General features: G+C 64.4%; 25 protein-coding genes. 13 read left to right on the top strand and 12 right to left on the bottom strand.

The window, feature by feature from the left end; all coding sequences use genetic code 11:
- Positions 1–11: 11 nt before the first annotated feature.
- On the bottom strand, positions 12–998 hold the full coding sequence (locus tag SE92_RS08025; protein WP_063195214.1) for an ABC transporter ATP-binding protein: 987 nt from the start codon (positions 996–998) through the stop codon (positions 12–14).
- A gap of 254 nt (positions 999–1,252) precedes the next feature.
- On the opposite strand from SE92_RS08025, the gene SE92_RS08020 reads away from it, so the two are divergent.
- The 3 genes from SE92_RS08020 to SE92_RS08010 all read left to right on the top strand — a co-directional run bounded on the left by SE92_RS08020 (position 1,253) and on the right by SE92_RS08010 (position 5,647).
- Positions 1,253–1,960: a GntR family transcriptional regulator gene (locus SE92_RS08020; protein WP_063195213.1), complete on the top strand. Its 708-nt coding sequence runs from the start codon at positions 1,253–1,255 to the stop codon at positions 1,958–1,960.
- A 216-nt stretch (positions 1,961–2,176) separates the two neighbouring features.
- Positions 2,177–3,535 (top strand): metal-dependent hydrolase family protein, encoded by a 1,359-nt coding sequence (locus SE92_RS08015; RefSeq protein WP_063195212.1) that lies wholly within the window; start codon positions 2,177–2,179, stop codon positions 3,533–3,535.
- Positions 3,536–3,916: 381 nt separating this feature from the next.
- The gene (locus tag SE92_RS08010; RefSeq protein ID WP_063195211.1) at positions 3,917–5,647 is read left to right on the top strand and encodes a CYTH and CHAD domain-containing protein; all 1,731 of its coding nucleotides are present in this window, start codon (positions 3,917–3,919) and stop codon (positions 5,645–5,647) included.
- 119 nt (positions 5,648–5,766) lie between these two features.
- Here the strand turns inward: SE92_RS08010 and SE92_RS08005 are convergent, their stop codons facing one another.
- The 3 genes from SE92_RS08005 to SE92_RS07995 all read right to left on the bottom strand — a co-directional run bounded on the left by SE92_RS08005 (position 5,767) and on the right by SE92_RS07995 (position 8,727).
- Positions 5,767–6,390, bottom strand: coding sequence for a transglutaminase-like cysteine peptidase (locus SE92_RS08005; protein ID WP_063195210.1), 624 nt, complete (start codon positions 6,388–6,390; stop codon positions 5,767–5,769).
- A 330-nt stretch (positions 6,391–6,720) separates the two neighbouring features.
- Entirely contained in the window at positions 6,721–7,332 is a 612-nt protein-coding gene (locus tag SE92_RS08000) for a PilZ domain-containing protein (RefSeq protein ID WP_008140941.1), read from the bottom strand.
- A gap of 153 nt (positions 7,333–7,485) precedes the next feature.
- A complete protein-coding gene (locus SE92_RS07995; protein WP_283806760.1) occupies positions 7,486–8,727 on the bottom strand; it encodes an MFS transporter in 1,242 nt (413 codons plus the stop codon).
- A gap of 306 nt (positions 8,728–9,033) precedes the next feature.
- Between SE92_RS07995 and SE92_RS07990 the strand changes: the two genes are divergently transcribed.
- The 4 genes from SE92_RS07990 (at position 9,034) to SE92_RS07975 (ending at position 12,210) form a co-directional block, all read left to right on the top strand.
- A complete protein-coding gene (locus SE92_RS07990; RefSeq protein WP_063195208.1) occupies positions 9,034–10,185 on the top strand; it encodes a zinc-binding dehydrogenase in 1,152 nt (383 codons plus the stop codon).
- 3 nt (positions 10,186–10,188) lie between these two features.
- Complete coding sequence (locus tag SE92_RS07985; RefSeq protein ID WP_063195207.1) at positions 10,189–10,671, top strand: DUF5680 domain-containing protein; 483 nt, start codon at positions 10,189–10,191, stop codon at positions 10,669–10,671.
- Positions 10,672–10,780: 109 nt separating this feature from the next.
- Positions 10,781–11,194 carry a VOC family protein gene (locus SE92_RS07980; protein WP_063203398.1) on the top strand — a complete coding sequence of 138 codons (414 nt, stop codon included), beginning with the start codon at positions 10,781–10,783 and terminating at the stop codon, positions 11,192–11,194.
- 185 nt (positions 11,195–11,379) lie between these two features.
- A complete protein-coding gene (locus tag SE92_RS07975) occupies positions 11,380–12,210 on the top strand; it encodes a hypothetical protein (protein ID WP_063195206.1) in 831 nt (276 codons plus the stop codon).
- Here the strand turns inward: SE92_RS07975 and SE92_RS07970 are convergent.
- On the bottom strand, positions 12,207–12,980 hold the full coding sequence (locus tag SE92_RS07970) for a hypothetical protein (RefSeq protein WP_063195205.1): 774 nt from the start codon (positions 12,978–12,980) through the stop codon (positions 12,207–12,209). The genes SE92_RS07975 and SE92_RS07970 overlap by 4 nt on opposite strands.
- A 385-nt stretch (positions 12,981–13,365) precedes the next feature.
- Here SE92_RS07970 and SE92_RS07965 point away from each other — a divergent pair, with 385 nt between their 5' ends.
- Both SE92_RS07965 and SE92_RS07960 read left to right on the top strand, forming a co-directional pair.
- Positions 13,366–13,878: a hypothetical protein gene (locus SE92_RS07965; protein WP_063195204.1), complete on the top strand. Its 513-nt coding sequence runs from the start codon at positions 13,366–13,368 to the stop codon at positions 13,876–13,878.
- 106 nt (positions 13,879–13,984) lie between these two features.
- Entirely contained in the window at positions 13,985–14,407 is a 423-nt protein-coding gene (locus tag SE92_RS07960; RefSeq protein ID WP_063195203.1) for a GFA family protein, read from the top strand.
- Positions 14,408–14,434: 27 nt separating this feature from the next.
- Here SE92_RS07960 and SE92_RS07955 read toward each other — a convergent pair whose 3' ends face one another.
- Together SE92_RS07955 and SE92_RS07950 are read right to left on the bottom strand one after the other, a co-directional pair.
- Positions 14,435–14,788, bottom strand: a complete 354-nt coding sequence (locus tag SE92_RS07955) for a cupin domain-containing protein (protein ID WP_063195202.1) — start codon at positions 14,786–14,788, stop codon at positions 14,435–14,437.
- A 50-nt stretch (positions 14,789–14,838) separates the two neighbouring features.
- Positions 14,839–15,579 (bottom strand): metallophosphoesterase family protein, encoded by a 741-nt coding sequence (locus SE92_RS07950; RefSeq protein ID WP_063195201.1) that lies wholly within the window; start codon positions 15,577–15,579, stop codon positions 14,839–14,841.
- Between the two features lie 433 nt (positions 15,580–16,012).
- Here SE92_RS07950 and SE92_RS07945 point away from each other — a divergent pair, with 433 nt between their 5' ends.
- Positions 16,013–17,986, top strand: coding sequence for a DEAD/DEAH box helicase (locus tag SE92_RS07945; protein ID WP_063195200.1), 1,974 nt, complete (start codon positions 16,013–16,015; stop codon positions 17,984–17,986).
- Positions 17,987–18,060: 74 nt separating this feature from the next.
- On the opposite strand, the gene SE92_RS07940 is transcribed toward SE92_RS07945, so the two are convergent.
- Both SE92_RS07940 and SE92_RS07935 read right to left on the bottom strand, forming a co-directional pair.
- The gene (locus tag SE92_RS07940; RefSeq protein WP_063195199.1) at positions 18,061–18,372 is read right to left on the bottom strand and encodes a hypothetical protein; all 312 of its coding nucleotides are present in this window, start codon (positions 18,370–18,372) and stop codon (positions 18,061–18,063) included.
- A gap of 122 nt (positions 18,373–18,494) precedes the next feature.
- The gene (locus SE92_RS07935) at positions 18,495–19,001 is read right to left on the bottom strand and encodes a GNAT family N-acetyltransferase (RefSeq protein WP_063195198.1); all 507 of its coding nucleotides are present in this window, start codon (positions 18,999–19,001) and stop codon (positions 18,495–18,497) included.
- A 147-nt stretch (positions 19,002–19,148) separates the two neighbouring features.
- On the opposite strand from SE92_RS07935, the gene SE92_RS07930 reads away from it, so the two are divergent.
- Entirely contained in the window at positions 19,149–19,535 is a 387-nt protein-coding gene (locus SE92_RS07930) for a COG4315 family predicted lipoprotein (RefSeq protein WP_063195197.1), read from the top strand.
- A gap of 57 nt (positions 19,536–19,592) precedes the next feature.
- Here the strand turns inward: SE92_RS07930 and SE92_RS07925 are convergent, their stop codons facing one another.
- Both SE92_RS07925 and SE92_RS07920 read right to left on the bottom strand, forming a co-directional pair.
- Entirely contained in the window at positions 19,593–20,723 is a 1,131-nt protein-coding gene (locus tag SE92_RS07925; protein WP_063195196.1) for a DJ-1/PfpI family protein, read from the bottom strand.
- Between the two features lie 131 nt (positions 20,724–20,854).
- Positions 20,855–21,409 carry a PAS domain-containing protein gene (locus SE92_RS07920; RefSeq protein ID WP_063195195.1) on the bottom strand — a complete coding sequence of 185 codons (555 nt, stop codon included), beginning with the start codon at positions 21,407–21,409 and terminating at the stop codon, positions 20,855–20,857.
- A gap of 454 nt (positions 21,410–21,863) precedes the next feature.
- Here SE92_RS07920 and SE92_RS07915 point away from each other — a divergent pair, with 454 nt between their 5' ends.
- The gene (locus tag SE92_RS07915; protein WP_063195194.1) at positions 21,864–22,697 is read left to right on the top strand and encodes a rhomboid family intramembrane serine protease; all 834 of its coding nucleotides are present in this window, start codon (positions 21,864–21,866) and stop codon (positions 22,695–22,697) included.
- A 192-nt stretch (positions 22,698–22,889) separates the two neighbouring features.
- Complete coding sequence (locus SE92_RS07910) at positions 22,890–23,318, top strand: CBS domain-containing protein (protein ID WP_063195193.1); 429 nt, start codon at positions 22,890–22,892, stop codon at positions 23,316–23,318.
- Here the strand turns inward: SE92_RS07910 and SE92_RS07905 are convergent, their stop codons facing one another.
- A complete protein-coding gene (locus tag SE92_RS07905) occupies positions 23,319–24,353 on the bottom strand; it encodes a patatin-like phospholipase family protein (RefSeq protein WP_063195192.1) in 1,035 nt (344 codons plus the stop codon). It lies immediately after the preceding gene.
- Positions 24,354–24,667 lie beyond the last annotated feature (314 nt).

Below are 24,667 nucleotides of genomic sequence, written 5' to 3'. Positions count from 1 at the left end.
ATCGATCGGCGCTATTGCAGGCGTTGCGCCTTGGCGGGGTCCCAGGTGGCCAGCACGCGATCGCCCGGACGGAACGGGTGGACGTCGAAAGTGGCTTCGGGAACGTGGGAGAACAGGGCGGTGCCGTCGTCGAGCGTGAGCGAGACGGCGATGTAAGAGCCCTGGTACTCGGTCTGGGTCAGCAGCGCCGGCGCGCCGATCGTGCCGTCAGTGAACGGCACGATGCCGAGCTGATCGGCACGCACGGCGATGAGCTTGCCGGCGTCGCTGAGCACGTTGTGGCCGCCGATGAAGCGCGCCACGAATTCGGTGCGGGGACGGTGAAAGATGTCGCGGGCCGTGCCCTGCTGCTCGATCTTGCCGTGGTTCATCACCACGATGTGGTCGGCGAGCGCCATCGCCTCTTCCTGGCCGTGGGTGACCTGGATGAAGCTGATGCCGAGCTCGCGCTGCAGCCGCTTCAATTCGCCGCGCATCTTCACGCGCAGGAACGGGTCGAGTGCGGAGAGCGGCTCGTCCAGCAGCAGGATCTGCGGCTCGGTGATCAGCGCGCGGGCGAGCGCGACGCGCTGCTGCTGGCCGCCGGAGAGCTGCGCCGGCAGCCGGCCGGCATATTGGGTCATCGCCACCAGCTCCAGCAATTCGCCTGCGCGCTTGTGGCGCGTCGGCTTGTCGACGCCGCGCATCTTGAGGGCAAAGGCGACGTTGTCGATCACGCTCAGATGCGGAAACAGCGCGTAGGACTGGAACATCATCGCCGTGCCGCGTTCGGCCGGCGGCAGGTCGGTGACGTTCTGGTTGCCCAGGATGATGTCGCCCTCGCTGACCGCTTCGTGGCCCGCGATCATCCGCAGCGTCGAGGTCTTGCCGCAGCCGGACGGGCCGAGCAGGCAGCAATAGGTGCCGGCCGGGATCTTCAAATTGACGGTGTCGACCGCCAGCGTCGTGTCGTAGCGCTTGGTGACGGCGACCAGTTCGAGAGCGGCGGGAGTGGCCATGGCGTGTCCAGGGAGGGGCGGTGCTGCCGCTCCTCTCCGCAAGGTCCGTGCCAATCGCCTGTCGACTGGCCAAACTCGGAAACTGTGCAGCGGAGTCAGATCGTTAGATCGAATTCGGCCGGTCCGGACTGCCCGCCGCAGGTACAGCTACATGCACACAAAATGGGCTAGGATTGTATAAAGTTTCGCCTGTGATTGGATACAGCTCGTCGACTAACATCTTCTTTGAACGTTGCCGATGAGCCCTTACTCCCATGGCCGCCAAGCCCCGCCCCAAATCCGACGCGCCAGATGCGAGCGATCGCGTCAGCCGCATCCGGGAGGGTGTGACCGCGGCAATCCTCGAGCATCGCCTGCTGCCGGGCACCAAGCTCGGCGAGGACGAGATCGGCGAGATCTACGGCGCAAGCCGCACGCTGGTCCGCACCGCGCTGCAGCAGCTCGCGCATGAGGGCATCGTCAACATCGAGAAGAACCGCGGCGCCTTCGTCGCGCGGCCGACGCCCGCCGATGCCCGCGAAGTGTTCGAGGCGCGCCGCTTGATCGAGCCCACCATCGTCGATCACGCCTGTGAAGCGGCATCACCGGATTGGCTCGAACGCCTGCAGCAGCATCTTGCCGAGGAACGCGAAGCCGAGCGGCGCGGCGATGCCCGCACCTCGGTCCGGCTCTCCGGCGAGTTCCACCGGCTCATCGCGGAGATGAGCGGCCACAGCATCTATCTCGGCTTCCTCAAGGAGCTGATTGCGCGCTCCTCGCTGATCATCCTGCTCTACCGCCGTCACGACACGCCCGCTTGCGGCACCGATCACCATGCCGGCATCGTCGCCGCGATCCGCAAGCGGGACAGAGAGGCCGCGCGCGCCCAGATGCTGTCGCATCTGGACGAGATCGAGGCCGAGCTGTTCCTGAAAGATCCCGTGGCCGACGAGCTGCGGCTTGCGGATGTGCTGGGCGTGTGAGCGGCTGCGGCCTGTCCTCACGGGCTCGCTCCTTGATTCACTTGCTTTGATTCAATTGCCGACGGACGGGCCGATCCTTCTTCCATTCAGATGGCAGGGCGGCCTATTGCCGTGATGGTTGTAAGTTGACGCGAGCTACACTTCGGCGTCAACTGCGCCGACGTTGCGTGCCTGCCATCGGCCCTCGCATAGCCTGAACCTGTAGGGGAGGCTGATATGTCGGGTTTGAGGATGTCGGCCAAAGTTCTCGCCGTCGCTGTATCGCTTGCTTGCAGTGCAATGGTGCTTGGCGTGCTGTCACCGGCATCAGCTCAACAGGATTCCGCCGTCCTGTTCCGCAATGTCCGGATTTTCGATGGCAAGAGTGCCTCGCTCTCCGCGCCATCCAGCGTCCTGGTCCGGAACAAGATCATCGAGAAGATCTCGACCGGCGACGTCACCGCCTCCGCGCAAGTCATCGACGGCGGCGGCCGCGTGCTGATGCCGGGCCTGATCGACGCGCATTGGCATGCGATGCTGGTGCGGCCGACGCCGATGGCCGTGCTTGCGGGGGATATCGGTTACAACAATCTGCTCGCCGCCAGCGAAGCGACCGCGACGCTGATGCGTGGCTTCACCACCGTGCGCGACATGGGTGGGCCGAGCTTCGGCCTCAAGCGCGCCATCGACGAGGATCTCGTCGCCGGTCCCCGCATCTATCCCTCCGGGGCCATGATCACCATCACCAGCGGTCACGGCGACTTCCGCCAGCTCTCCGACCTGCCGCGCACGATCGGTGGGATGCTGAGCCGCATGGAGCAGATCGGCGGCAGCATGGTGGCCGACAGCCCCGACGAGGTCCGAGTCCGCGCGCGCGAGCAGCTCATGCAGGGCGCTTCGCAGGTCAAGCTGACGGCGGGCGGCGGCGTCGCTTCGCCGTTCAGTCCGCTCGATGTCTCCACCTTCACCGAGCCCGAGCTGCGCGCCGCCGTCGAAGCTGCCGACAATTGGGGGACCTATGTCGCGACCCACGCCTACACGCCGGTTGCGATCCAGCGCTCGATTGCAGCCGGCGTCAGATGCATCGAGCACGGTCATCTCATGGACGAGGCGAGCGCGCGGCTGATGGCCGAGAAGGGGATCTGGCTCAGCACGCAGCCGTTCCTCGATCTGTCAGCTGCGGCGGCGCTCGGCCCCGCCGAGCAGGACAAGATGCGGCAAGTGGTTACCGGCACCGACCGCGTCTATGGCTTGGCGAAGAAGTACGGCATCAAAACCGCGTTCGGAACCGACATTCTGTTCTCGAAGGCGCTGGCGGACACGCAGGGCGCGATGCTTGCCGCATTGACGCGCTGGTACACGCCGGCCGAAGCGCTGACCATGGCAACGTCGACCAATGCGGAGCTGCTGCGCCTCTCGGGCCCGCGAAATCCTTATCCGGGCCGGCTCGGCGTGGTGGAGGAAGGCGCGCTCGCCGATCTCCTGCTGATCGACGGCAATCCGCTCGACAACATCAGCATCGTCGAGGATCCCGCGAAGAATTTTGTGGTGATCATGAAGGACGGCAGGATTTACAAGAACACGCTCGCGCACTGATGCGCATCTGTGATCCCGCGCTCGATCGTTGGGAACCGGCGCTTGCGGTGCTGATCCGTCGGGGCTGTCACAAACTCTGTCCTGTCATCGGCGCGGCTCGTTAAGCCACTGCAGATCCAGAAAGAAATTTCTCTGCCAGCTTGAGCCAGGTTCGCTGGCGCGTTTCATATCGGTTTCGCCAATTGCGCGATGTGCTGTCAATTCGATTGCTCTGCCAGGGCGGCTGCAATTTGATTCCTCAGGTCGAGCCGGATTGTGACAGGGCTCGGCCGTGTTGTGCGCGTCGTATGGACGACCACACATGCGATGTAACGACTGTTCTTTGCACGCCGCTCCAGCTATATGCTGTCGTTCTGTCATCGAACTGTCATGTTATCGTAAATGCTGAAGTCAGATGCAACGCCGGCCCGCAAGACCCCGGGCGCGCCCGATGGGAATCCTGCTGCAAAGGACAACAAGAGGACGCAAGTCGCCGCCGGCTTCCTGAGGCAGATTGAGGAGGGCGAGGAACCCGCGCAAGTCGAGGGCGCTGTGATTGATCAGACGCCATCGCAGGATGCGCCCCCCGCGCCAACTCGGTCCACGGCGGGTGAGATCGAGCTCAAGCTCATTGTCGATGCCGGCCGCATGGCGCACTTCAATGCCGCGCCTGTCATCGCGGCGCACGCGCGCAACAAGGGCGCGCGGAAACATCTCAAGTCGGTCTATTACGACACGCCGGAACGCGCGCTCCGGCGCAATGGCCTCAGCCTGCGCGTGCGCCAGAGCGGTGCGCGCTTCGTGCAGACCGTGAAGACCGAAATTGCTGACGATCCGCTGCGCCGTGGCGAGTGGGAGGCGCGCGTGCCGTCGCTTGCACCTGATCTCGCGCTGGCGATGCCGTTCATTCCGGAGAAGCTGCGCAGCTCTCTCGAAGCGCATCCGCTCGAAGCCGTCTTCACCGCCGACGTCCATCGCCATGCACGGATGATCGACCTGCCGACCGGCACGGTCGAGGTCGCGTTCGACCAGGGCGAGCTGAAGGCCGGCGACCGCTCGCTGCCGGTGAGCGAGATCGAACTCGAGCTCAAGGGCGGCAGCGCGAGCACGATCTACGAGGTCGCCTTGCTGCTGGCGGAGCAGGGGGCGGTGAAGCCGTCGATCCGCAGCAAGTCGGCGCGCGGCTTCGATCTTGCCGCCGACCTGCCGCCGGCGGCGCGGCGACCGCGAAAGCTTCGCCTCGATCCGTCGGTGACGCTCGACGAAGCCTTCGCGACCATCCTGCGCTCCTGCTTCCTTCATCTGCTGCAATCGCTGCCGGCGGCCGAGGACGGCCGCAATCCGGAAGGCGTGCATCAGCTGCGCGTCTCGCTGCGCCGGCTGAGATCGGCGCTCGATCTGATGCGATCGGTCGGCGCGCTCAAGGATCTCGATGCGCTGCGGTCGGAAGCCAAATGGCTGGCGCAGGAATTGTCCGCTGCGCGCGACTGGGATGTGTTCCGGCTCGAGACCTTGCCGACGATCGCAAAGGCCTGTCCTGCCGTCGCAGGCTTCGATGCGCTCGGCCGGGCTGCGGCCAGGAGCCAGTCCGACGCCTATCGCAGGGCGCATCATGCGCTCGACGATCGCCGCTGCGCCGTGTTCCTGATCGGCCTCGGTCACTGGATCGAGACCCGCGGATGGCGCAACGACGTTGCCGCCGAAGATCTCGGCCAGCTCGCCGAGCCTGCCGTCAACTTCGCGCAGCGCATCTTGTCGGAGCAGTACGCGAAGGTGCTGAAGCGCGGCCGCCGCTTCAAGTCGCTCACGATCGAGCAATTGCACAGGGTTCGGCTCGCCACCAAGCGGCTGCGCTATCTCGGTGAATTCCTGCTGCCGCTCTATGAGGACCGCAAGTCGACGCGGCGCTTCTCGCGCCGGCTCGCCGGTCTGCAGGAGGAACTCGGCGCGTTCAACGACATGGCGGTCACGGCATCGCTGCTCGCGCGGCTCGATGCCGAGCCCGACAGCGCCATTGCCGCGGCGGCGATCGCCGGCTGGCAGGCGCGCGCATCCGTCGGCGTGCAGCCCGTCCTGCAAGGCACCTGGCGCGATTTCACCGGCGCGCGCGTGCCGTGGGCGTCTCAGGACTGATGGCGCACCCCAAAAAGTTGCGGCCAGCCATTGGGGGATGGCTGGCCGCGCGCGAACCGGTCTGGGACGGGGAGGGGTGGGGATGTGACCGGGTCGCGTAACCTGTTGTCTCGTTCCTGTTAATCTCTTGCGCTGGCGGTGGAGACCGCCGGCTTGGTATCGCCGAGCGAGACCCAGACGTTGGGATCGCTCTGCGACTGGCGCTTGACGAAGCGGTAGCCGGTCTCCGTCCAGGCAACGACGTTCTCGTTCTGATTGTCGAGAACGAATTCGCCCTTGTCGGTCTTCACCGTCAGCACCGCGTGTCCTTCACCCTTCTTGTCGCGCACGACGGTGATGAGCAGGGCCTCGCGCGGCCATCCGGCATCCATCAGCATCTTGCGCTTCAACAACACGTAGTCTTCGCAGTCGCCGTAACCGTCTGAGGGCAGCGACCACTTCTCGATCACGCCCCAGTGCTCCTGGTCGGTCAAAGGCTTGACGGTCTCGTTGACCCAGCGATTGACCTTGACGAGGTCGCGCCATGCGGCCTGCGACATCACGATGTCGCGTGCCTGCGTCGGCGCGCCCTGGCACTGGGCGGCATTGTCCGCACAGAACTCGACCCAGCCGATCGGCGCACGCGTGGTGTCACCGAGGCTCGCGTAGAGCAGACGGCTTTCGCCGGCCTGCGCTGTCGCGCCGATCCCGAAGAGCATGGCGGCGAGCGCCAGCTTCTTCCCCTGTCCCCTGAAATCAAACATTGCGGCCCCCGTTTCTTGTTGGGACCACATTTCGCACGGAGCTTTTGAGTTGCCGCTAAGTCGACCAAGTCAAGTCGAGACGAATACAAGTAAAAGGCGCGGCGAATTCGATCTATACTTGAATCGAATTCTCATAAAATTTGAATCAACTGCAATTGATTCAAATTTTATCGATTAACGCGGAAACGCTGGCGGGGCGCCGTTTCCATGCCCAAACGCGCCGCTCGTTAACCCGCGCAAGGCGGGTCCCGACGCATGAAAAAGGCGGCGTCCGCATTGCGGAGGCCGCCTTCGAAGCTGGAATTACAGGGGTTTTGACGTCGTCGCGCTTTACCGCGCGGTAACGCTCTCTTCGAGTGTCTCGATCGGCTGCGCGTGGACGAACTCCAGGGCGAAGCCGTCTTCGAGGTTTCGGACCACGCGGCCCTGGACCCGGCCGAGCAAAACCGTCGATTTCAGCGGCGGGCGGTTCTCCGCGGCAATGGCCGCGCCTGATAGCGACAGGTCGATGATGCGGCAGGTCATCTTGGTGCCGTCCTCGAGGGTCAGCACGGCGATCGGGTTGCGCGGCACGATACGGTCGTGGCGGCGATCCTCGGGCAGGTTGAGGATGTCGCGGTTGGCGAGCCAGGTCAGCTGGGCCGCGAGCTTGTCGCGCTTGCGGGGCGTGGCACCGATCGTCATGGCGAAGCCATTGTCGATGATGCGGGTGATCTTGCCCTCGACCCGGCCGATATGGTCGAGATAGGCGACCACGCGGTCGCCGACATTGCCGATGCCGGGGGCCAGCAGTGCCAGCCCGCCCGGCGACATGTTGATCACCTGGCAGGGAAATTCGCGGCGATCGGGCAGCATGTAACGGCCGAGCAGGTGCACTTTCACCCGCTGGAAACGCCGACGCTCCTCGGCGGCCGGAAGAAATTTTTTGTTCGCCAACGCCATTTTCACAACCCGACCCCCCGCCTGGCGGAGTCCGGGACGACCCTAAGGTGCATAGGGTTAATGCCGCGTTAGGATTGGGTGCGGCGGCAACGGACTGACACAATGCGTCAGAAAAGCCACATCGGCGGGGGGCGCTCCGGACGACCAGGCGCTTCACGCCCGCTTCGCCGCGCGCCCATAAAGCAGGCACAGCAGCGCCAGCAGCGCTGCGGCCGACAGCCCCAGCGACCAGTGAATGCCGATCGCCGCGCCTGCTACCCCGACCGTGATGCCGCTGAACGCCCGCATCCCGAGCCCCGCCATATTATAAAGGCCGACGACACGGCCGCGGATATCGTGCGGCGCATTCAACTGCACCAGCGCCTGCGCCATGGTGTTGAACGACAGCTCGAAGAAGCCGGCGCAGAACAGCAGCACGATCGCCACCGGATAGATCCGCATCGTGGCGAAGCCGAGCAGCGCCACGCTCCAGAGCATCGCAAGCAGAATCGCGGTGCGCGGCGTGCCCTTGAGGCGTCCCCAGGATTCCAGCGCGATGGCGGCGAGCACCGCGCCGGCCGCGTCGGCCGCGAGCAGCACGCTGTAGGAGACACCGGGATCGCCATGGCCGAGATCGCCGGCAAAGCCCGGCATCTGGGCGTGGTAGGCATTGCCGATCATGAAGGAGGTGAGGCCGGCGAGCCACGTCATCGCCGTCAGCACCGGCTGCGTGCCGATGGCGCGCATCGTCAGCACGATGTCGGCGAGGCCGCGCACGGCAAAGCGCCGCACCGCAACGCTTCTGTCTCGCACCGGTGCCCAGAACAGCCAGAGCAGCATCGGCAGATAGAACAGCGTGTTGAAGATGATGCCGTGCGAGGCGCCGAGCGTCAGCATGATCACGCCGCCGACCGCAGGCCCGACCAGGATGCCGAGATAGCGCGCCATCGCGTTCAGCCGCACCGCGCTCGGCAGGTCCGCGGGTCCCACGAGGTCGTAGAGCAGGAGCTGGTTCGGCGTCTGCCACAAGACGCCGGCGCAGCCATGGATCACCAGCAGCAGCATCGCGTGCCACATCTGGATCGTGTCGGTGAGGAAGAAGAAGCCCCATCCGGCGGAGGCCGTGATGAACAGCAGCATGCCGCACTGGATGATGCGGCGCGGATCGAACCGGTCGGCGAGCCCGCCGACCGCCACCGAGAACAGCAGGAACGGCAGCCAGTGCGACAGCACGGCAAATCCCCCCAGCGTCGGCGAATGGAATTTCTGGAACACCACCCAATAGCTGATCACGTGCTCGATATTGTCGGCCATCATCGCGAGCACGTAGGCCATGAACTGCAGCCGGTACGGCACCGACTTCATCGCCGCGAACGAGCCGGACGCGGCGGCAGGATTTTGGGGGAGGGGGTTCAAGGGAATACCTGGGTGAGACGTCGCCGTCCGTACACGGTCGCTGGTGACGGCTCAAGACAATTGGGCGTGCGGAGATGCAGCCTTGCGCTGCCATCACACGTTCCGCCGCGGGGATGACGATAGTGGTTGTGTGGCGCACCGTAGCCCGGATGGAGCGTAGCGTAATCCGGGACTGCCGGCCCCGCATTCCGCGTTGCTCCATGCGGGCTACGAGACCTTCGGCTTGGCACGACCGCGCATCTCACATACGCTTTGCCTGACGCCCCCACCATTAAAACAGAACAAGCGGGCGACGAGGAAACGTTCATGGAATCCATCCGCGTCTGCACCCACTCCGGTCCCGGTTCCGAACCCGTGATCAAGACCGTGCCGTGGCCGAAGGTCGGCCGCAAGGCCGCGCTGATCAAGGTCGGCGCCTGCGGTGTCTGCGGCACCGATCTGCATATCCTCAAAGGCCACTGGCCGAAGCCGCTGCCTTGGCCGTTCACGCTCGGCCACGAGATCGGCGGCGTCATCGTCGAATGCGGCGAGGAGTTCACCGAGGACTTCATGAGCAAGCCGCTCAAGGTCGGCTCGAAGGTGATGATCCCGCCCTTGATGCCTTGCGGCCAGTGCTATTACTGCATCCACTATCCCCAGACCGCCAACAAGTGCCTGACGCCGGTCTATTACGGCCGCTATCTCGGCTTCGACAAGGCGCCGCACATGTGGGGCGGCTGGGCCGAATATGTCTATGTCGATCTCGAGATGCTGCCGGGCACCAAGATCTACAAGCTGCCCGACGACATGTCGCTGCGCCTCGGCGCGCTGTCGGAGCCGCTGACCTCCTGCATCCGCGCCTTCAACCGTGCCAGCCGCGCCGGCGGCTTCACTTGGGGCGATACGGTGGTGATCCAGGGCTCAGGCCCGATCGGCATTCTGGCGGTCGCCGCCGCCAGGGAGATGGGGGCAGGGCGCGTCATTTGCGTCGGCGCGCCGGAGCAGCCGCGGCTCAAGCTCGCGCGCGAGTTCGGCGCGGAGGAGACCGTGAACATCGAGGAGCTGAAGTCGCCGCAGGAGCGCATCGCGCGCGTCCGCGAGATCGTCGGCGGCTTCGGCGCCGATCTCGTGATGGACTGCTCGGGCCACCCCACGGCCGGCCCTGAAGGCATCGAGATGCTGCGCGACGGCGGCACCTATGTCGAGATGGGCCAGTTCACCGACGCCGGCTCGATCGACACCTCCTGGCACCGCATCTGCACCAAGGACCTCAACGTGCTGGGCTCCCGGGGCTTCACCGGCAACGACCTGCCGCTCGGCGTCGACATGCTCTACCGCACGGCCAGCAAGTACCCCTGGCTGAAGATGCAGACGATCTATCCGTTCACGGAAGAGGGCGTCGCGCAGGCGGTGAAGGACGCGATGGCAATGAAGACGGTGAAGTCGACCATCGTGCCGTGGCCGGAACTGGTGGAATAGAAGATGCCGTCGGTCCCGCACGATCTCGCGACGTTCCTGGTCGAGGCCAAGCGGCGCACTTATGCCGGCCTCGATGACGACGCGACCGTGGCGACGCCGTTGCTCGCCGGCTCCAAGCAGCTCGAGCATCGCGCGCCGCCTTACGCCTATCGCGACATCTATTTCGGGATGGGATTTTTCGTCGGGCAGGAGACCGTGTCGCGGGAGGGCCGCGTGATCTGGTCGATGAGCTACAGCGGCGGCGCCCGTGTGGAGATCAGGGATCGGGAGACCTTCCTCGATATCTACAAATTCCTGCGGCAGGCCCTGCTGGGCGTGAAAGTCGAGCAGCCCTACCGCGGACCGCCTCTGTTCGAGCAGGATGGCATGATCTACCGCAACCAGGCCGAAGGCGCGCTCGATCGGTTTCAGGGTGTCGAGACGATTGCGCTGCAGGATGGCACGCCGCTTTATGAGCTCCGCTATAGTGGCGGGCTGCTATGCTAGTGCCCAGCCTTGTGGCCCGGATGGAGCAAAGCGTAATCCGGGGGCCGCAGGTCCCGCATTTCCGCTTTGCTTCATGCGGGCGACAAGCCGGTTCGGAATGAAGGACACGATGACAAACGAACAGGCACGCCCCCGCTCGCCCTTCCACGCCATCCGCGCGATCGACTACACCGTCATTTTCGTGCGCGACATGGCGGCGATGCGCCGCTTCTATGAGGACATCCTCGCTTTTCCGCTGCTGCGCGAGCTGTCGCCGAACTGGATCGAGTACGGCCTCGGCAGCAATACGCTGGCGCTCGCGCGACCGAGCCGGACCGCCGCCGATGCGCCGGTGCCGCCGGGCAGCGCCGCGCTGCAACTGGCGTTCAAGGTGTCGGCCGCCGAGGTCGACCAATGCGCCGACGAACTGGTTCGGCACGGCGTTGCGCTGCTGTCGCCGCCGACGAATCAGCCGTTCGGACATCGCACGCTGTTCTTCCGCGATCCCGACGGCAATTTGCTGGAGGTCTATGCGGAGATCTGAGCGCGCAGAGCTGGCTTCACCTGCCCCTTGCGGGAGGGGATGGCTCGCCGCAAAGTGGCGAGCCGGGCGAGGGGTATCCAATCGCAAAGAGGGCCAGATAACCAGTGCCGATTGCCAAAATGGACAGTTGATAGGCGGCTTAGGATACTTGCCGGACGTAAAGCGCGCAGGCATTTTCCGATCCTATGGGCGAGGCAAAGCAGAAGCAAAGTGCGACGGCGAAGCTGATCGAACGATTCCCCGCCTGCGCGTTCTGTGGCGGCATCAGAGCAACGACTACGCGCGAGCATATGCCTCCCAAATCGTTGTTCGACAATTCATTCCGCCCGGACAGGCTAGTTATGCCCGCTTGCGCTGAGTGCAATCGTGGCACCAGCACGGCCGACCTCGTGGCAGCCCTAGTCAGCCGTTGGGATATGTACGCAAGCAACCAATCTCAGATCGATCATTCGAAGCTGTCAGCTCAAATAAAGCTGCAGGCTCCCGAAGTCGTTCGCGAGTGGTTATCCATGGACTCTCCTGAACAGCAGCGGAGAGCGCGAAGGCATTTGGAAAATCACGGCGTAAATGTTCCGTTCGGCGCGCGTTTCGCGACGGTGGGACCAACTACAATCCGCCACTTGAATGTCTTTGCGCACAAGGTGGCGCTCGGACTTTACTTCGAACACTTCCGGAGGCCGTTAAGCAACACGGGTCGCGTGCAAGCGATCTGGAAATCGAAAGAAGATTTTTCGATAAAGGGCGTACCACAGAGCTTGCTGAATTTGTTTGACGGCTATAACACTCTAATTCAGGGTAGATGGAACGCTTCAGAGGCCTTCGAATATCGCTTCGCGCGCAATACGCAGGAAGGTCTATTCGGTTGTTTTGCTCGGTTGCGGCAAGGTCTCTTCATTCTCGGATTTGCCATCGAACGCGACAGCACGTTGGAAGCGAATCCAGAGCTTGGTGGTGTGTGGATTAAGCCGGATGAGCTCCTTGAGGATCATCCGCACTTTCTGAAGAAGAACGGCTAGCGTTGTGAAGTGCTATTCTCGCCGCTATCGTTGCTCTCAGTTCCTGTGGCGGTGCTGTCCCAAAGCCGCTTCTGCACTTCAATTTCGAGAGCCTTTATCATCGCTTCACCATCATCAGCGAGTCTGTCGATAGCTTTCAATTCGCGCGTCCTGTGCTGAAAATTCATCTGGTGTGCAGAGATGGCCGCCAACACCATTTGGTCAAGGTTGTCAAACTTCGTCTTAAGTGACTCCCGGATAAAGATGCCGTTCGCTCGAAAGTATTTGTAGAACTTAGCACTGGCTCTTTTTGCTCGTGCGATTTTGAATGGCTCCCACTGATTCCGAAGCTCGGCCGTTTTATCGGTGGCGTCCCTGATCTTTTGTCGTTGCCACTCGGCAAGTTCTTTGCCGATCACACCTTCGACAAGAAAGTCCTCGCGTTGAACATCCGACATTGAGTTGAGATCGGGCGTGGATTGCATTCGCGATGTCACTTCGCGCGCAATGCCGAAACTGTTCACCAAAAGCCGCCAGGCCTTAGGAAGAGTTTCAAACTCCTGTTGATGGAGTTTGGTCGCCCGATCCATTTGGGCATCGATCGCAAACTTCAGCTCCGCCAGCTCTTTCTGTTGTTCGTGTTTGAGGGTCTCAAGCCGTTCCGCAAACTTCGCGTTTAGCCAGCGCTCGCTGAAGGTCTTAAATATCCACCAAACGGTGCCGCTGACGGCAGTTAGTGCGAGCACGGCGTATCCAAGCACGGCGGCTAGATTGTTCAGAACCTCGATCACTTGAGCAGGCCCCCCGACTGATCAGAAGCCCAGTCTACCGCAGTGCGCGTTGGTCGTTCCCACCGGAGCATTCGCTTCTTCACACGTTTTTCTATCCGACAGATGTTGAGCGATCTCGCCAAGCGGCTCTGGATACCGTTACGGAGGATTCCGGGGCACTCATCGAGCAGTCCAAAGCGCGGCCTCGGCGGTGGGACAGAAAGGGACGGTCCCGCCATTGAATATTGATTTCGTTGAGCCATTTGCGCCATTGCCTTTTCCGCAAGGGGAGAAGGAAGAACACACCGGCCCCCGCCCAAAAAGTTCCACCTGATTTCCCCGAACTATTCACGCCGGGATGAAACTTAGGCCCAAGTTCCTGCTTTCACTTGGCGGGAGAGGTGCCGTGAAGCGAATCCTGCAACCCGTCACATATATTCTGGCCGCGATCTACTTTCTGATCGATGCGGTCTTCATGACCGTGGCGCGGCCGATTTCACGATGGATCGAGCGACATTTCGTATTCGAGCGGCTACGTACCTGGATCAGATCGCTGCCGCCTTATGCGTCGCTCGCGCTGTTTTCCGTCCCCGTGATCATTCTGGAGCCGGTCAAGCCCGTGGCGGCGTACCTCGCCGCAACCGGTCAAGTCGTGAGCGGTGCCGTAACCTTCATCGTCGGCGAGCTGCTCAAGCTCGTGCTGGTCGAGCGGCTATTTCACCTGACGCGCGAAAAGCTGATGCGGATTCCGGCGTTCGCCTGGGCGTATGGGAGGTTTGCCGAGCTGAAGGCCTGGCTACTGGAAACTGAAGCCTGGCGCGCCATACGTGCTGTGAGCCGCGCGGTGAAGGACAGTGCTGCGCGGGCAAGAGCAAGGCTCGTCAACGGCTTCAGCAGGTTGGCGACCTCTCGGGATTAGAGAGCGGCTGCGCAAACTTTTCTCATATCGCGTACGATCCGCTATGACAGTCCAGTGCGCCCGGGACCGGGCGTGGACATGATCTGGATCAGGGAACACAGGGGCCATGAGCAGCGACGCGAACGTTCGAGCCGGCCAGTGCCATTGTGGCGCGGTGCGCTTCGAGGTGACACTCAGCGACGGCTTCAAGTCGATCCGCCGCTGCACCTGCTCTTATTGCCGAATGCGAGGCGCCGTCGTGGCCATGGCGGCCATGGGCGGGATCAGGTTCCTGCGGGGAGAGGAGGCGCTGACGACGTACCGCTTTCACACCGGATCGGCGCAGCATTTCTTCTGCTCTCGCTGCGGAATTTACACCCACCACCAGCGCCGATCCGATCAGACCCTCTATGCCGTCAATGTCGCCTGTCTGGACGGCGTGAGCCCGTTCGACTTCGCCGAGGTGCCGGTCATGGACGGCGTCAATCACACCAATGATACCGGCAAGCCGACGCGTCAGGCAGGCACGCTTCGCTTTATCGCGTCCTAGTGGTCTGTGAGCCGGCGATCCGCCTGCTTACGCGAGCTTGCGTGCGGCGGCGGTTGCCTTGTCGCCCGTGTTCGGCGTGCCCGTTGGTTCGATCAGCATGAGATGAACTTCCTCGCGCGCCACCGGGCGATGCTCGCCCCCTTTGGGCACGACGTAGAGTTCGCCCGGGCCGAGCCTCACGGTGCGATCGCGCAACTCGATGTCCAGATGGCCTTTCAGGACCAGGAAGAAATCGTCGGTGTCGTCGTGCTTGTGCCAGGTGAACTCGCCCTTCACCTTCACCACCATGACGTCGCAATCGTTGAAGGTCGTGACCGTGCGCGGGGACCAGTGATCTTCAAAAGTCGCGAGCTTGTCGGCGAGCGATATGCTGTCGGCCATGTTTCTCCCCTTGATGTCTCCTAAGGCACGATTTGGGATCGCGTCGCTTGCTATTCGACGTATCCGGTCAACATCGCATGCGCCCAGTCCGGGCGGTTGTTGGCGAGTGCACGCGCCGATGCGGCGTCCCAATCATATTCGAGGGCCAGGAGTTCGACCTGCCAGCCCCGTTTCTTCTTCGTCAGTATCGCGTAGCGGGCGTGAGGCGAGCGGTGCTCCAGTCTCGCGGCAAAGGGAATGTCCGCGAAGACCGGGCAGCCAACGCTTCCCGGATTGAGAACCAGACGATCGCCGGGACCCTGAACGGCCGCCTGACGGTGGCTGTGACCGCACAACACCACGCGCGCCGCCGGCTCGCTCGCCAGACGCGCCTCCAGCACGTCGCGCCGTGCCGGCACGAACCGGCCGTCGTCGAGCGATTCCTCCAGCAGGCACGTCGTGTCGTTCTCGGGCGTGCCATGGCAGGCCAGGATCCCGTCGTCGAGCCGAATTTGGGAGGGCAGGCTGTGGAGCGCGCGACGCTGCTCCGCGGTCAATGCGTTGCGCGCGAACAGGCCGGCCGGCGAGAGCTTGTCGTCCGGAAACTCCTCGATCCAGCGGTCATGGTTTCCGCGCACGGTCGGCAAGGACAGCGACTGCAGGGCTTCGAAAGTCTCCTTCGGCCACAACGGGCTGGTGACGCAATCGCCGAGGTTCACCGTGCGATCGACGCTGCGCGTCTTGATGTCGGCGAGCACGGCCTCCAGCGCCGCAAGGTTGCCGTGGATGTCGGAAATGACTGCCAATCGCATCGTTGCGCTCCCACGCTGTGTCGCCTGAACTCTACCCTATCAGGTCACCAGACGTGTCTAGCATCGCCCGATCGGACGTTCACCAGCCGCCTCAATCCAGGCTGCCACAGCGGCAGGATCCTGGATTTGCTTCCGCCTTCGCCAAGGCTTCGGCGGACAAGTCGCTGCGCCCGCAATGACGGTGGAGGGAGCGGGGCGTCCGGTCCGGCTGGGCCGCAGGGTTAACTGACGCGACGCAAAGCCCCGCTGCAACCTTCAGGCGCGGCGCTCCCCGCCAAGCCATGCAACATAGGCATGGTGATTTCCGCGCGGTTGGCGTAAAGAGCGCCCAGATCAAATCGCCAGCGTGCGGCCGGGCCAATTGCCGCGCACGTCAGCCTCAGGCCTCTCGGCTCGCTGTGCCGCGCCTGAATTAACCAAGGTTCTCCATCTCGTGTCTCTTCCGGCCCTGACCCCGCCGCTCGCCAAAGCTTTGGCCGAGCGGAACTATGATTCACTGACCCCCGTCCAGCTCGCCGTGCTCGCCCACGAAGCGACCAGCCGCGACCTGCTGGTCTCGGCCCAGACCGGCTCCGGCAAGACCGTCGCCTATGGACTGGCGATCGCCAAGAATCTCCTCGATGACGCCGAACGGTTCGGGCCGGCCGGTGCGCCGCTCGCTTTGATCGTGGCACCGACCCGTGAGCTCGCGATGCAGGTCCAGCGCGAGCTTGCATGGCTCTACGGCCAAGCCGGCGGCCGCGTGGTCTCCTGCGTCGGCGGCATGGATCCGCGCCGCGAGCAGCGCGAGCTGGCGGCCGGCGCCCATATCGTCGTCGGCACGCCCGGCCGTCTCTGCGATCATTTGCGCCGCGGCCGTCTCGATATCTCCGAGCTCGCCGCGGTCGTACTCGACGAGGCCGACGAGATGCTCAATCTCGGCTTTCGCGAGGACATGGAGTTCATCCTCGAGACCACGCCCGCGACGCGCCGCACCCTGATGTTCTCGGCGACGTTCCCGCGCGGCATCGTCGCGCTCGCCAGGCAATATCAACGCGACGCCTTCCGGATCGAGGTTGCCGGCGACGAAGGCGGCCATGCCGATATCGAATACCGCGCCATCCGCATCGCGCCCGCCGATGCCGAGCATGCCGTCGTCAACGTGCTGCGCTTCTACGAGGCGCCGAGCGCGCTGGTGTTTTGCAGCACGCGCGATCACGTCAGGCATTTGCAGGCAGCCCTCCTGGAGCGCGGCTTTTCCGTCGTCGCGCTCTCGGGCGAATTGACCCAGAACGAGCGCACCCTGGCGCTGCAGTCGCTGCGCGACGGCCGCGCGCGCGTCTGCGTCGCGACCGACGTCGCCGCCCGCGGCATCGATCTGCCGAGCCTCGACCTCGTCATTCATGCCGACCTGCCCAACGACGCCGAGGTGATGCAGCATCGCTCGGGCCGCACCGGGCGCGCCGGACGCAAGGGGACGAGCGTCCTGCTGGTGCCGCCCGCGCGCCGGCGGCGCGCGGAGCTGCTGCTCAATCTCGCAGGGGTCGACGCAGCCTGGGGAATCGCGCCGCAGGCGGATGAAATCCGCAAGCTCGATCACGACCGCATGAAGGACGTGTTGTTCACCGAGGAGACGACGGCCGACGATCTGGCGCTGGCCCAGGCGCTGCTGGCCGAGCGGTCGGCCGAGGATATCGCCGCGGCACTGGCGCGGCTTTACCGCGCGCGGCTGCCGTCGCCCGAAGACATCCTCGATCCCGGCGAGCGAACCAGCCGGCCGCGTGACGATCGCGGGCGAGACAATGTTCGCACGCCGCGCGACGATGGCCGCGCCACACGTGGCGATGATCGCCCTGCGGGGCCGCGATCGAAACCAGGCAAATCCTCAGCCCGTCACGGCATGGGAGAGGCCACCGTCTGGTTCCGCGCCAACATCGGACGACGCAAGAATGCGGAAGCGCGCTGGCTGCTGCCGATGATCTGCCGTCGCGGCGGCATCGACAAGGGCGACATCGGTGCCATCAAGATCATGGACACCACGACCGAGTTTGAAATTTCCGAGCGGGTCGCGGAGTCCTTCGCCGTCAAGATCAAGCGTCCGGACAAGGAAGACAATATCCGCCTCGAGCCGATGGCGGGCGCGCCGCAGCAGCAGGCGCCTGCGGAGGAGCGGTCCCATGCGCCCCGGCGCGAGAGGGACGATGTCGATCATCGCGAACGGCGGGACGAGCGTCCGCGCGAGGCGCGTGAATTCAAGCCGCGCGGCAAGCCACCCGGCGAGCGCGGACCGAGATCTGGCGAGGCTCCTGCCTTTGGAAAGAAAAAGAAGCATCGCGACAAGCAGGCCCGCGCGGAGCCATCGGTCACGCAGTGGCCGGTGAAGGGCGCACCCGGAAAGAAGACGAAGAAGAAAAAGCATCGCGGCTGAGCCGCCGCCGTTCAGGACGGTAATGATGCCGCCGGATTGCACCGGCGGCATCATCTGAAAGGTCAGGCGTGAGTTCAGCGGCCGCCGCCACCGCCACCACCTCCGCCGCCACCACCACCGCCGCCGCCGCCACCGGCGTCACGCATGGACGAGCTGTAGCGGGGATCGGTCTGCTTCATGTAGATCGGCGAGGTATCGTTGGCGAGACGAGCGACGGGGCGGCGTGCGCGGCCCGGGGTCGACGACTCCGCGATGATGCCGCAGCTCTCGAAGAAGCCGAATTGGCAACCATCGGTTCGGTGTGACGCCGCGTTGGCGCCGGTCGTTGCGAACGCGCTCGTCGCAACGCATGCAAGCAAAGCAACTTTCGACAATGTGAGCTTCATGGATGTTCTCCAGCCTCGGTTCGGCGAGACCGGAACGGCTCGCACACACCTTCGACGGAGCCTGTCCTGACCCGGTTCGAGGGCGCCGCTTCACGCCCGCGTGAGCCGGTCGGGGAGGGGCGTTACGTCGCAGCGAGCTCGCGCAGCATGTAGGTCGCGCCTTCGCCGTAGGAGGCAAGCTTTGCGCCCAGCTCCGCCTCCGCATTGACGGGCTGAAAGCCGAGACGCTGCCACAGCGGCTGCGTCGCATAGACCGAGACCAATGCGAGCGTTGCGATGCCTGACGCGCGCGCCAGCTGCTCGATCCCGGTGATGTAAGCGCGCAGAACGCCGCCGCGAAAATCCGGCAACACGGCGACGTCGTGGACGTAGAGACAATCCGCATCGTCAGGCAATCGTGCGAGGAAACTGTCGAGCGGCGGAATCCGCTGCTGCTTCCAGGGATGGGAGAGTCCGTAGCCGGCGATCTCGTCGTCGGCGACCAGCACGCGGCAGCCATCGGGATAGAGCCGCATCTTCTCGGCGAAGACCTCGGGCCTCTCAGGAAGATCAGGATGTAACCGCGCCGCGATGGCGCTGATCGCCGGCAGGTCGGATGCGTGCGCGGGACGCCAATGCGGCTTGTTCATGTCTCTTCGTCGTTCGGTCTCGGTTGGTCCAGTTTATTCCGCTGCGTCGATGCGCGCAGCGAAAAATATCTTGGTCGCCGGCGGAGGAATATGAGGCCGCGCGCGGCGTCCTACCCCATGCAAGCCAATTGCATGACAGGAGAACTCATGACGTCCTCGATCCGCCTCGCGCTCACGCTCGCACTCTCGCTCGCGATCGTTCCCGCCGCCTTCGCCGCACCGCCGACCAAGACCGGCAAGACCGACAAGGGCAGCGTGCTCACCGACGCCAAGGGCATGACACTCTACACCTTCGACAAGGATTCGGACGGCAAATCCGCCTGCAACGGTCCGTGCGCGACCAATTGGCCGGTGCTGAAAGCCGAGGCGAGCGATGCCGCGGGCGACGGCTACACCATCATCACCCGCGACGACGGCTCCAAGCAGTGGGCCTACAAGGGCAAGCCGCTCTACACCTTCGCCAAGGACACCAAGCCCGGCGACATCACCGGCGACGGCTTCCTGAACGGGGCCTGGCATCTGGCGATGCCGTAACGGTGCGGATATCGTGCGCCGGCTGTTGCGTGCGACGGCCGGTGCACAATCGTGCTCTTATCTCGGATATTCCAGCTGCATCGCGACGAAGTCGGCGGTGCGCGATCCGTAGCGCGCATCGATCGCGTGCAAGGTCTGGTCCAGCGCCCGTGCCGGCGGCAGGTGGGCGGCGGCCGGCGGCACCTGCTTCGCTGGCCAGTCGGCCACGACCTCGTCCGGCAGGATGCGAAGACCGCTGCGGCTCGTCTGTGCTTCGGCCGTGACCGCGAAGGTGAGGGCACGCGAGCGATAGGTGCGCGACCAGGCATCGGCGACGAGCGCAAGCGACACCTCGTCGATGCCTGGCGTCAGCGCGATTCCGAGTTGCTCGCGGTTCCAGAACGCGATCGTGTTGGCAATCGCGGTCAGTGCGAAGGGGCGTGTGAACTGGAACGCCGCGCTGCGGTGGCGCGCATCCCACTCTGCAAGACCGATCTCGCTGGCGACCGCCTCCGCCTTGGCGCGGCCGGCGATGGCCTCGATCAGGGTCAGGGCCATCGGCATGGATGCGGTGATGCCGGTCGTCGTCGCAACGCCCCGGTCGACCACCAGCCTGCGGTCCGCGACATAGCGGATCGCGGAATGCTTTTGCAGGTCGCGCACCGAATACCAGTGCGTGGTGGCCTGACGGCCGTCGAGCAGCCCGGTGTTGGCAACGACCTTGGCGCCGACGCAGACGCCGATGACGATTGCGCCCTTGCCGGCCTGGCTTTTGATCCACTGCAAGGCAAGCGTATCGTCCTCGCGGCTCATCGCGGGCACGATGACGTAATCGGCGCCGTCGGGATGCGCAGCATCGAACTCGGCGGTGGTCGCGTGCGGCTGCACCTTCAGCGCGGGATAAAGTGTGACGGGTCCAGGCTGCGTCGCCAGTGCGAGGACGTCGGCGACATCGGCGCGCGCAAGGATGCCGTAGGGCATCAGATAGTCAGTGGTCTCGCTCATCTCATTGATGCCGACGATGGCGATCAGCGGACGCTTGCGCTTCGGTGGCTTCAACGCCGCAAGGCTCGCCCCGGTCTCGTCCTTGGAGATCGCAGGCGCCGTTCCCTGCGCCGGCGAACCCGGCAGCAGGAACAGCCAGGTTCCGCCGATCGCCGCCAGCAATGCCACGCAGCCGACGCCCAATGCCAGAATGCGCCATATCATGATGATGTCACCTGATCTTGGTTGCTTCACGCGAGGCGGAAGCTAGCCCCTGGCAACGACATCAGGAATGACGCAGATCCGGCAAAAACGGCCATCCGCACGCGCGTTGATGTCGCGCGGCGGGTGAAAGACTATCGCAGCCCCTCATACACCATCAGCCCGCGAGCGATCTGCAATTTGCGGATCGCGCGCGGCAGGAGTTTCTCCGGCTGGTGCAGATAGCGCCAGGAGGTGAGGGTGAAGGCCGACAGCGCGCCGCATTCGTCGTCGAACGGTGCGAGCACGCCGGTCACGCTCACCGGCGTGTGCGGGCGGGCGTTGAAGGGCAGCAGCAGCAGCTCGAGATGCGCCTTGCTGCCGTCGTCGCGCGCGGCCGTGACGCCGGCGATCGCGCCTAACGTCTCGTCGGCGACGATGGTCGTGATCTCCTCGATCTCGCTGCGGCTCGCATCGTCGAACAGCGCGGCAAAGCTCTGGTCCTTGAGGTCCGCGCCGGCGAGGGCGCAGAGGCGCGTGCCGGCGACGCGGAAGGGAAAGCCGAGATTGGGCTCGCAGGAGAGCACAAAAATGTCGCCGAGCAGGCCGCGCACCGCGGCCGGATCGATGTCGGCCCTGTCGGGGGCCCGTGCAGCGCCACGCTTTTCGTCCCAATACGCGAAGAACGCGCGGCTCGACGGATGTTTCATGTCTGAACGCTTACCCCGGGGCGCAACCTCCAGGGGACAAACCTGTCCCGCTTCAGTGCACCCGCGATCCCTTGTGTTGTTGTGCAGGAGGGGATTTGCAGCGTCCATGCCGCCGGCGTGTTTTTACCTCTCTTAAGGCCGCCTTTGCGTCGTTAACGTTAAGTTAACTATGCGCTTTGCACTTGGCGCGGCGCTGCTAAGGTGGCCGCAGTCTCGCAAGCCCCACCGCTTTCATCCAGGTTCTCGGCGGGGCCTGTACACAGGGCGTCAAACAGTTTGGCCACGGGCCGGGGAGGGGTGGGGATACACCTTCATTCCCAAGGCACGGAAAGGCCGACACGGACAGGCAGGGCTTCCCAGGGCCCTGCCTTTTCCGTTTGTGCACTTGCGCAGGGGCGGCAAAGGCGACTATCTGCAAGCGTGTTGCCCCGGTCGCGCTGAAAGCGAAGCTGCCTTGGATTCCCCTCAAGATTCTCCGCCGCAAGACCCTCGGCAAAATCCTCAAGCGGAGGTGCCGTTGGTCATCGAGGAGGCTCAGCGCGAGCCGGTCCTGACGCTGCCCACGGCGCTCACCGCCTATATCCTGCTCCTCGCGGTGATCCATCTGCGGGTGCTGCTGCCGCCCGAGATCGAGAACTGGACCATCGACGTCTTCGGCTTCATCCCCAAGCGCTACGATTCCTCGCTGCTCAATCTCGAGATCCCCGGCGGCACTGGGGCCAAGGTCTGGAGTTTCGTCACCTATTCGCTGCTGCACGCCAACCTGACCCATCTCGGCTTCAACGTGCTGTGGCTGCTGCCGTTCGGCAGCGCGCTGGCGCGGCGCTTTGGCGCGGTCAGGTTCTTCCTGTTCCTGGCGGTGACGGCAGCGGCCGGCGCGCTCGCCCATCTCGTTACCCACGAGCACGCGGTGGCGCCGATGATCGGTGCCTCGGCCTCGGTGTCCGGCGCGATGGCAGCCGCAATCCGCTTCGCCTTCGTCCGCGGCAGCTTCCTGTCGTTCAGCCGATCGGATGCCGATACCGCCGCGAAGGTTCCGGCATTGCCGCTGTCGCGCGCATTGCGCGACGGGCGGGTGGTCGGCTTCCTCGCGGTGTGGTTCGGCGTCAACATCATCTTCGGCGTCGGTGCGATCGGCGTCGATTCAGAAACCACGAGCGTCGCCTGGCAGGCACATATCGGCGGCTTCTTTGCCGGCCTGTTGCTGTTCGCCCTGTTCGACCCCGTGCCGCGCGTGCGAAGCGATGCTGCGGATGCGTCCTCACGGGACGTTTCAGACCGTATTTGAAGCGGCGCTTGCGGCGCGGCCCGAATTCATCCATCATTCCCGTGAAGAATGTTTCGAAGCGATGGGCCCATAGAGGCCGCGCCTCGCAACGGGCGAGCGTGAAACCCGCGCCCAACAAAACTGTTAGTTGAAGACTCGAAGAACAGGTCCGGACCGCCAAAAGGTGGACGGCTCGGATTCAGGGAGGCGACAATGACGGTACGTTCCATTCTCAATACCAAGGGCCACCAGATCATGAGCGTCGAGCCCGACGCCAAGCTGGCTGCCGCGGTCAAGCTGCTCGCCGAGAAGAAGATCGGGGCGGTGCTGGTGATGAACCAGAGCCGGCTCGAAGGCATCCTGTCGGAGCGCGACATCGTCCGTGTGCTCGGCGAGCGCGGCGCCGCCGTGCTGGAGGAGCCGGTGGCTCAGGTCATGACCCGCAAGGTCGTGACCTGCAAGGAGACGGATACGGTCGCCGAGCTCATGGAGATGATGACATCGGGCAAGTTCCGCCATCTGCCCGTGATCGACAACGGCAAGGTGGTCGGCCTGATCTCGATCGGCGACATCGTCAAGCGCCGGGTCCAGGAATACGAGTCCGAGCAGGAAGCCCTGCGCGACTACATCAAGACGGCCTGATCAGGCCTGCTCGTCGGCTTTCGGCGCGTGGCCGGCGGGCGCCGGCGCCAACACGTCGATCGCCTCCTGGATCGATTCCAGCGCGCGCTCGGCGGCGCGCGCGCCGTGGGCGATCAGGTCCTCGGAACGATGGAAGTCGAACCAGCCGAACTGGCCGACCCGTGGCGAGATCAGCAGATCCGGGGGATCGCCGGCGAGGCGGGCGCGCGTGATGCGGTCCTGCATGATGTTGAAGGCATCGACCATCACCGAGGAGATGCCCGGGCGGCCGGCGCTGCCGAAGAACTCGCGCTTCATGGCTTTCTCGGCCGAGAACAGCCGCGGAAAGCGCCGCTTGGCCGTCGTCTCCTCGACCTCCGGCGTCACAGGTGCGGGCATCGCGCCGTGCGAATAGATCGTCGTGGAATGGGTGAAGATGTCGCTGGAAAGATTTGCGGCGATGACGATTTCCGCGCCGAGCGCACGGGCGGCGGAGACCGGCACGGGATTCACCAGCGCGCCGTCGACCAGCCAGCGATCGCCGATCAGCATGGGCTGGAAGATGCCGGGCAGGGCATAGGACGCGCGCATCGCATCGACCAGGCGGCCACGCGTCAGCCAGATCTCATGGCCGGTGCGGACTTCGGTCGCGACGCTCGCGAACTTCACCGGTAAATCCTCGATCAAGGTCTGCCCAACCGCGTCCTCGAGGCGGCTTGCCAGCTTCTCGCCGCCGAGCAGGCCTGAGCCGTTGAGGCGGATGTCGAGATAACCGAGGATGTTGCGCATGCCTTGCAGGCTGCGTCCCCACTCCTCGAACGTCTCGAGCCGGCCGGCCGCGTGGAGGCCGCCGACCACGGCGCCGATGGAGGTGCCGACCACGACGTCGGGCACGATGCCGTTGGCGATCAGGGTCCTGAGGATTCCGATATGGGCAAAGCCGCGCGCCGCGCCGCCGCCGAGGGCGAGGCCGATGACCGGACGGCGGGTGGGGCCAAGGCCAATCTTCTCACCATTCGATCCGTTTGCGCCGCGCCCCTTCAAGATATCCAGCACCGAAACTCTCCTACGCCGAGGCCAAGGAAGGCTAAGCCAAGGCCAAGCCGAAGCCCGTATCGTCAGACTAGGCACCGCACTCGCACTCCGCCATCCCGGGCGCGAAGCATGGTTTATGCCGCTTTGGAGAGGGCACCGGGCAGGAGTATGGCGAGGGGCGGTTGCCTGAGGACTAATCACGCAGGCGTCAACCGGGTTCCATCGATCCATGGAGGCCCGTATTCGGCCCGTATTTGCTGAGGTTTTAGAGGCTTGAATTTGCCGCGTTTTCGGTGAAAAGCAGGGGGCATGACACGCGGGGGTGATGGCATCAT

The organism is Bradyrhizobium sp. AT1 (assembly GCF_001590795.1).
Classification (GTDB): Bacteria; Pseudomonadota; Alphaproteobacteria; order Rhizobiales; family Xanthobacteraceae; genus Bradyrhizobium.
Note: the sequence above shows the minus strand (reverse complement) of the source record. Positions and strands in the feature narration are given on the sequence as shown.